This window comes from Actinomycetota bacterium, from assembly GCA_035540895.1.
In the GTDB taxonomy this organism is placed as follows: Bacteria; Actinomycetota; JAICYB01; order JAICYB01; family JAICYB01; genus DATLFR01.
In genome coordinates this window covers 1-6,473 of the sequence record DATLFR010000076.1, presented here as the reverse complement: position 1 = coordinate 6,473, position 6,473 = coordinate 1, and the positions used below count along the sequence as shown (strand labels likewise).

Annotated in this window: 8 protein-coding genes and 3 tRNA genes; 7 read left to right on the top strand and 4 right to left on the bottom strand. The window is 70.4% G+C overall.

What is annotated here, in order from left to right; translation table 11 throughout:
* The 3 genes from VM840_04670 to VM840_04660 form a co-directional block, all read right to left on the bottom strand.
* Positions 1-521: prenyltransferase (locus VM840_04670; GenBank protein HVL80867.1), on the bottom strand; the 521-nt coding region annotated here is incomplete at its 3' end.
* Between the two features lie 2 nt (positions 522-523).
* On the bottom strand, positions 524-2,062 hold the full coding sequence (locus VM840_04665) for a long-chain fatty acid--CoA ligase (GenBank protein ID HVL80866.1): 1,539 nt from the start codon (positions 2,060-2,062) through the stop codon (positions 524-526).
* Positions 2,063-2,071: 9 nt separating this feature from the next.
* On the bottom strand, positions 2,072-2,908 hold the full coding sequence (locus VM840_04660) for a phosphatidate cytidylyltransferase (protein HVL80865.1): 837 nt from the start codon (positions 2,906-2,908) through the stop codon (positions 2,072-2,074).
* A 90-nt stretch (positions 2,909-2,998) separates the two neighbouring features.
* Between VM840_04660 and VM840_04655 the strand changes: the two genes are divergently transcribed.
* Both VM840_04655 and VM840_04650 read left to right on the top strand, forming a co-directional pair.
* Positions 2,999-3,280 carry a GNAT family N-acetyltransferase gene (locus VM840_04655; GenBank protein ID HVL80864.1) on the top strand — a complete coding sequence of 94 codons (282 nt, stop codon included), beginning with the start codon at positions 2,999-3,001 and terminating at the stop codon, positions 3,278-3,280.
* Between the two features lie 20 nt (positions 3,281-3,300).
* Entirely contained in the window at positions 3,301-3,597 is a 297-nt protein-coding gene (locus VM840_04650; GenBank protein ID HVL80863.1) for a UBP-type zinc finger domain-containing protein, read from the top strand.
* A gap of 2 nt (positions 3,598-3,599) precedes the next feature.
* On the opposite strand, the gene VM840_04645 is transcribed toward VM840_04650, so the two are convergent.
* A tRNA-Lys gene (locus tag VM840_04645) sits at positions 3,600-3,673 on the bottom strand.
* A gap of 73 nt (positions 3,674-3,746) precedes the next feature.
* Between VM840_04645 and VM840_04640 the strand changes: the two genes are divergently transcribed.
* The 5 genes from VM840_04640 to VM840_04620 all read left to right on the top strand — a co-directional run.
* Positions 3,747-3,821 (top strand) — tRNA-Asp (locus VM840_04640).
* Positions 3,822-3,857: 36 nt separating this feature from the next.
* Positions 3,858-3,930: transfer RNA gene (locus tag VM840_04635), tRNA-Phe, on the top strand.
* A gap of 51 nt (positions 3,931-3,981) precedes the next feature.
* Positions 3,982-5,265, top strand: coding sequence for a glycosyltransferase (locus VM840_04630; GenBank protein ID HVL80862.1), 1,284 nt, complete (start codon positions 3,982-3,984; stop codon positions 5,263-5,265).
* A gap of 13 nt (positions 5,266-5,278) precedes the next feature.
* Positions 5,279-5,815 carry a GNAT family protein gene (locus VM840_04625; GenBank protein HVL80861.1) on the top strand — a complete coding sequence of 179 codons (537 nt, stop codon included), beginning with the start codon at positions 5,279-5,281 and terminating at the stop codon, positions 5,813-5,815.
* A gap of 77 nt (positions 5,816-5,892) precedes the next feature.
* Positions 5,893-6,473: M48 family metalloprotease (locus tag VM840_04620; protein ID HVL80860.1), on the top strand; the 581-nt coding region annotated here is incomplete at its 3' end.

The following is a 6,473-nucleotide window of genomic DNA, read 5'->3' as shown; positions in this document are numbered from 1 at the left end:
CCCATGGCCCTCTTCTTCAGGCGGAGCGGGGGCGCCGTGTACCCGGCGCTCACGACGAACCCGGCCAGCGCGAAAGCGGCGACCGGCCAGCCGCGCGCGTACGTGAGCCCGACCAGCACCGCGAGCGAGACGACGTTCACGACCGCCGTCACGGACCACAGCCCGCGCATGGTGATCATCCCGGACAGCACCGGGTGAGGTGCGTACAGGGCCCGCGGGTACCCCTCGGTGTCGAGCGCCGTCCGCACGTCGAACAGGTCGTTCATGAGGTTGTTCGCGACATGCGCGATGACCATCCCAGCCGCCGCCACCGCGAACAAGGCGGGGTCGAACCCAGGGTGGCGCACGGCCAACAGTCCGGCGATCGCAGCGGACGTGAACGTCATCGGCAGGACGCAGGCCCGTACGATGACCAGCCACCTCGAGAACGGGTCCACGTCGCCGGGGGGCGGGTTGCACGTCGTCATGACGTGGGCCCATCGCCGGGGGAGGCTCAACGGCCGCGACTCGGTGCGGGCCACCCTCAGCTCCCGGCGCGCTCGCGCAGCTCGCGGCGCAGGATCTTGCCGACCCCTGACTTCGGGAGCATGTCCAGGAACGAGAACGCCTTCGGGCACTTGTACGACGCGAGCTGCCCCCGGCAGTGGGAGGCCAGCTCCTCCTCCGTAGCGGAGGCGCCCGGCTTCAGGACGACGAACGCCTTCACCTCCTGGCCCATGGCCGGGTCCGGCACGCCGACCACCGCCGCCTCCAGGACCGCCGGGTGCGCGTGGAGGACCTCCTCGACGTCGCGTGGGTAGATGTTGAACCCGCCCCGGATGATCAGGTCCTTCACCCGGTCGACGATGAAGAGGAAGCCGTCGTCGTCGACGTAACCCACGTCCCCGGTCCGCAGCCAGCCGCCGCGCAGGGTCGTCTGCGTCTCCTCGGGGAGCTTCCAGTAGCCGGGCATGACGTGCGGACCGCGCATGCAGATCTCGCCGAGCTCCCCGGTCGCCACCTCGCGATCGGACTCCGGGTCCCGCACGGCCACCTCGACGCCGGGCATGGGCTTGCCGATCGAGCCCCAGCGGCGGGCGTGGACCCGGTTGACCGTCCCGAGCCCTATCGACTCGGTGAGCCCCCAACCCTCGAGGATCGTGCATCCGAACCGCTCCTCGAAGGCGCGGCCGACCTCGACCGGCAGCGGAGCCGCACCGGAGGTGACGAGCCGCAGCGAAGAGGTGTCACGGGTGTCGCCGTCCGGGTGACCGACGAGGTAGGTGATCATCGTGGGCACCACGGCCGTCGTCGTGCACCGGTACTCCTCGATGCACCGGAAGAACGTCGCCGGATCGAACCAGCGCAGGAGGACGCCCTTTCCGCCGATCTGGGTCCCGACGAGCCAGACGAGCACACCGAAGCTGTGGGCCAGAGGCAGGGAGGACAGCCCCACGTCGTCGGAGGTGATCCCGTTCTCCTCGCGGGAGACGGTGGCGGCAGCCCGCGCGGCGAACGTCAGGTTGCCGTGGGTGAGCATGACCCCCTTCGGTCGTCCCGTCGTGCCTCCCGTGTAGATGAGCAGGGCGAGGTCGTCGTCGGACCGGTCCGTCATCTCGGCCCTGGCATCCTCGGCTCCCACGACGTCCGCGAAGGCGACACCACCGTCGGGGGCCGCGTCCAGGCAGATCAGATGCCGGACCGAAGGCACGGTGGAGGCGGCCGCCCGCATCCGGTCGAAGAACTCGCTCGATGTGATGACGACCCTCGGCTCGGCGTCGGCCAGGATGTGGCGGATCTCGTTGTCGGCGAGCAGGAACAGGATCGGCAGGATGACCCCGCCGCATCGGGCGATGGCCGAGTAGATGACCGTGATCTCGGGCGCGTTGGGGATCATGACGACCACCCTGTCTCCCGGCTCGACACCGAGCCGGCGCAGCCCCGACGTGAGCTTGTGGGAGAGCGCGTACAGCTCGCCTGAGCGATGGGTGGTGTCGGGTCCGGCGAGGGAGACGTACGTCACGGCCTCGTAGTCGCCGAACCTCTCCATCGCCTCTTCGGCGAAGACCGCGACGTTCGACATGTCCTCAGGCTAGAGGACGAGCGTGCGGACCGCCCAGTAGAAGAACGGTGCTGCGAAGAGCGCGCCGTCGAGGGCGTTGAGGACCTCCCCGATCCCCGGCAGCCAGCCGGCGTCCTCCTCGAGCCCCGCGCTGCGCTGGACCGCCGAAGACGCGAGGTCGCCCACGGGAGCCAGGAGACCAAGCATCGCGGACATCCCCACGACCCCCCTCGTCGAGAGTGGGAGTTCGACGAGACGCGCGAGGAGCAGGCCGGCAGCGAGCGCGGCCGCGAAGCCGAAGGCCGCCCCCTCCCACGTCCGGGAGGTCGAGACGCGGGCCGAGAGCCGGTGGCGTCCGACGACCCTGCTCGCTGCGGCGGCTACGAGAGCATCCGCCGCTACCACGACCACGAAGAGCAGCGTCACCTCGTACCCGATCGAGTTGCGGATCAGGAGCACGTGCGCCCCCGTCAGACCCACGACCGCAACGGCGGCGGCGGTGGAGGCGATATCCGCGGTCGCACCCTCCACGCCCCGGTGTCCGGTCTCGAGCATCACGACGCGTCCGGCCAAGAGCGAGAGCAGGAGTCCTGCCATGCCCCACGGGAGGTGCTCGGGCCTACCGGTCGCGCCCATCCACGTCATCGCGGCCACCGCGACCAGCCCCATGACGAGCGACGCGCGCGAACCGGCGCCCCCTATGAGGCGACGCAGTTCGAGGAAGGTGAGCGCGAGGAGGACGCCGGCCAGGACGGCGAAGGGGACCGGGCCCGCGCGCAACGTTGCCACCACCGCGATCAGGAGGACGAGCGGGACGGCAACGCGTCCTCGGGTTCGCGCCGTGCGCGTGGCCGGGGCAGCCGCCATGTCGTGGTCCTCTCTCGCGGGTGCCGAAGATCCTATCCGCAGCGCGGGGAGGGGGCCCCGTGGGAACGTATGGACGGACGGAGGTGCGATATGTCCGGTGGGACGTACGAGGTGACCAACAACGAGGCCGCCAACCGGTTCGAGGCCCACGTGGAGGGACGGGTGGCGGAGCTGGTCTACCGGCAGGACGCGGACCGGCTGATCCTCATCCACACCGGGGTCCCGGAAGAACTGGGCGGGCGGGGCATCGGAGGCGCCCTCGTGTCCGCCGCCCGAGACCATGCTCATCGCAACACGTTGACGATCGAGGCGCGCTGTCCGTTCGCCCGCCGGTGGCTCAGGGAGCACCCGATCGAGCCCTCGGACGACTAGCCATGGACGAGGAGGCGCGCATGGAGTCGTGCGACCACCTGGCCGGGGCCGACCCGGCCCCGCACCCCCGGACACCCGACGGGTGTGAAGAGTGCCTCGCGAGCGGCGGGAGGTGGGTCCACCTGCGCCTCTGCTTGGCGTGCGGGCACGTGGGCTGCTGCGACCACTCGCCCAACCGCCACGCCACCGCGCATTTCCACGACACCGGCCACCCGCTGATCAGGTCGTACGAGCCTGGCGAGGACTGGTGGTGGTGCTACGTCGACGAGGAAGGGTTCGAGGTGCCCGACGCGCCCGCGGCTCCTTCGCGCGCCTGAGGTGGGCCGCCAGGGATTCGAACCCCGGACACCCGGGTTAAAAGCCCGGTGCTCTAACCAGCTGAGCTAGCGGCCCGCATCCCATCGTAGCCCTCGCGCGAGGGCGGCCGACGCTCGGCGCAGGGATGTGGTGTACCCTTGTTCGTCCTGGGGGCGTGGAGCAGTACGGAGTGCTCGCCACCCTGTCAAGGTGGAGGTCGCGGGTTCAAGTCCCGTCGCCCCCGCAGCCGGAGTCGGGATCCTGGTCCCGGCCCGCTTCGGGCCAGGTAGCTCAGTTGGTAGAGCACGGCACTGAAAATGCCGGTGTCGGCAGTTCGATTCTGCCCCTGGCCACGCCGTCCTGCGGTCGGCGGTGTATAGGATCGAAGGCGCAGGAGCGATGACGTGACCGATCCGATGCCCGCCCCAGCCGACGTGACCTGCCGCATCGCGGTCCTCTCGTTCCACACCTCTCCGCTCGAGCAGCCGGGCGGGGGCGATAGCGGCGGCATGAACGTCTACATCCGCAAGGTCGCCGCGGAGATGGCCGGCCGCGGGGTGATGTCCGACATCTTCACGAGGAGGACGTCGCCCGACGAGCCCGCCCTCACCGAGGTGGCTCCCGGGGTCCGGGTCTTCGCGGTGGACGCCGGGCCGGCGCGGCCCGTGCACAAGGAGCGCCTCCCTCGCCTCGTCGACCGGTTCGTCGACGAGGTCGACGCGATCGCCGCCTCCCAGCCGGCCTACGAGGCGATCCACGCGCACTACTGGCTGTCCGGCGTGGCAGGCATGGCGTTGAAGGAGCGTTGGGGGGTGCCGCTCGTCACGTCGTTCCACACCCTGGCGCGCGTGAAGGACTCGGCCCGCTCCGGGGAGGACCCCGAGCCTCTGTTCCGCCGCCGGGGCGAGGACCGGCTCGTCCGCGCGTCGGACAGGATCGTCGCCTCGACCGATATCGAGCGTGACCAGCTGATCGATCTCTACGACTGCCGGACGGAGAGCGTGGACGTCGTCTACCCCGGGGTCGACCTGGGACGATTCAAGCCGGGCGACCGCGCCGCCGCCAGGTCGAGGTGGGGGCTCGGTCCGGAGCCGACCGTCCTGTTCGCGGGGCGCCTGCAGCCGCTGAAGGGCCCGCACATCGCCCTCGGAGCGATCGCGCGGCTGCGCCGCATGGTGCCGGACGCGCACCTGCTGATCGCGGGCGACGAGTCGCCCCGCGGCTCGTGGGGGGAGAGGATGCGCCTGCACCTGCGGGCGCGCCGTTACGGCGTGACGAGACGGACGACCTTCCTCGAGCCCGTCCCCCACGACGACCTGCCGGACCTGTACAGGGCGGCCGACGCGGTGGTGATCCCGTCCGCGTCGGAGTCGTTCGGGCTCGTGGCCCTCGAGGCGGCAGCGTGCGGGACGCCCGTCGTAGCGACCGCGGTGGGGGGGCTCCGACGCCTCGTCCAGGACGGTCAGACCGGCTACCTGGTCAGGCGGCGCACGTCCAGCGCGTTCGCGCGTGCCCTCTCCCGTGTCCTGGCCGACCCCGAGGCCCGCGATCGACTCGGAACGAACGCGGTAGCGCTGGCGCAGAGGTTCCCCTGGTCGGCCACGGCCGAGGGGCTGCTGGAGGTCTACGCGTCGGTCACCGCGTGCGAAGGGGTGCGACGGGCGCTCCTTGCGCGCGCCGGCGCCTAGGAGTGGAGGACGGATGGGCTCCCGAGGGTTGAAGGTGGCGCTGAGGCCGGTGGAACGGTCCGACCACGAGCACCTGCGGCGATGGCAGAACGACCCAGAGGTCGCCCACTGGATGGACTACCGCGTCCCGTTCTCGCTCGAGGACATCGACGAGGACCAGCGGCGCGCTCGCGAGGAGGGCAGGCCGTTCATCATCGAGCTGGACGGCCGGCCGATCGGGAAGTGCGGTCTCAACCAGTTCCGGTGGGAGCCGCGGGTCTGCGCCCTCTACATCTACATCGGCGAGAAGGACCTGTGGGGGCAGGGCCTCGGTCGCGACGCGGTCATGGCGCTGCTGACCTACGCGTTCGACCTGGTCGGCCTGGAGCGTGTGGAGCTCTCGATGCTCGCCGACAACGACCGCGCGCGAGCCGTGTACGAATCGTGCGGTTTCGAGTTCGAGGGGAGGCTCGCCGGACGCGCTTATCGGGACGGATCCTGGCACGACACCGCCATCATGAGCGTGTCGCGCAAGGGGTTCACAGGTGTCCGGGCGACCTACGGGATCTGAGGGAACCGGCGTTCGGCGTCGCGCGTTGGCGGGGTAGAGATGCCAGCGTCGGGACCGGGAAGGAGGAGGTAGGCGGCATGCAGAGGCGCGCGATCGGGCGGGACTGGAAGCTGTCCAGCCGGATGTTCATCACCATGGCCTTGCTCGCGGCCGTCTATCTCGCGTTCCTCGCCTTCCTCTCGCAGGCCGGCGTCTCGACCGGAGGCCTGATCTTCATCGCCGCGCTCATGCTGGGGGCCCAGTACTTCTTCTCCGACAAGATCGCGATGCTCGGCATGGGAGCCAAGGTCGTGACCCCGGAGCAGGAGCCGGAGCTCCACGCGATGATCGACCGACTCGCGCAGACCGCGAACGTCCCCAAGCCCCGCGTCGCGGTGTCGAACATGCCGATCCCGAACGCGTTCGCGACCGGTCGGAACCCGAGCAAGGCGGTGATCGCGGTCACCCGCACCCTCATGCAGCAGCTCGATCGCCAGGAGCTCGAGGCCGTGCTCGCGCACGAGATGGCTCACGTCGTGCACCGTGACGTGGCCGTCATGACCATCGCCTCGTTCTTCGCCATGGTCGCGTTCTTCATCATGAGGTCGTTCCTGTGGATGGGGATGATGGGCGGCGGCCGGCGCAACGACAGCGGCGCTGCCCCCATGCTGCTCATCTG

Bases quoted from the DNA above. Each gene is read 5' to 3' on its own strand.
- VM840_04660 (HVL80865.1), bottom strand. From the start codon at position 2,908: ATGGCGGCTGCCCCGGCCACGCGCACGGCGCGAACCCGAGGACGCGTT.
- VM840_04655 (HVL80864.1), top strand. From the start codon at position 2,999: ATGTCCGGTGGGACGTACGAGGTGACCAACAACGAGGCCGCCAACCGG.
- VM840_04665 (HVL80866.1), bottom strand. From the start codon at position 2,062: ATGTCGAACGTCGCGGTCTTCGCCGAAGAGGCGATGGAGAGGTTCGGC.
- VM840_04650 (HVL80863.1), top strand. From the start codon at position 3,301: ATGGAGTCGTGCGACCACCTGGCCGGGGCCGACCCGGCCCCGCACCCC.
- VM840_04625 (HVL80861.1), top strand. From the start codon at position 5,279: ATGGGCTCCCGAGGGTTGAAGGTGGCGCTGAGGCCGGTGGAACGGTCC.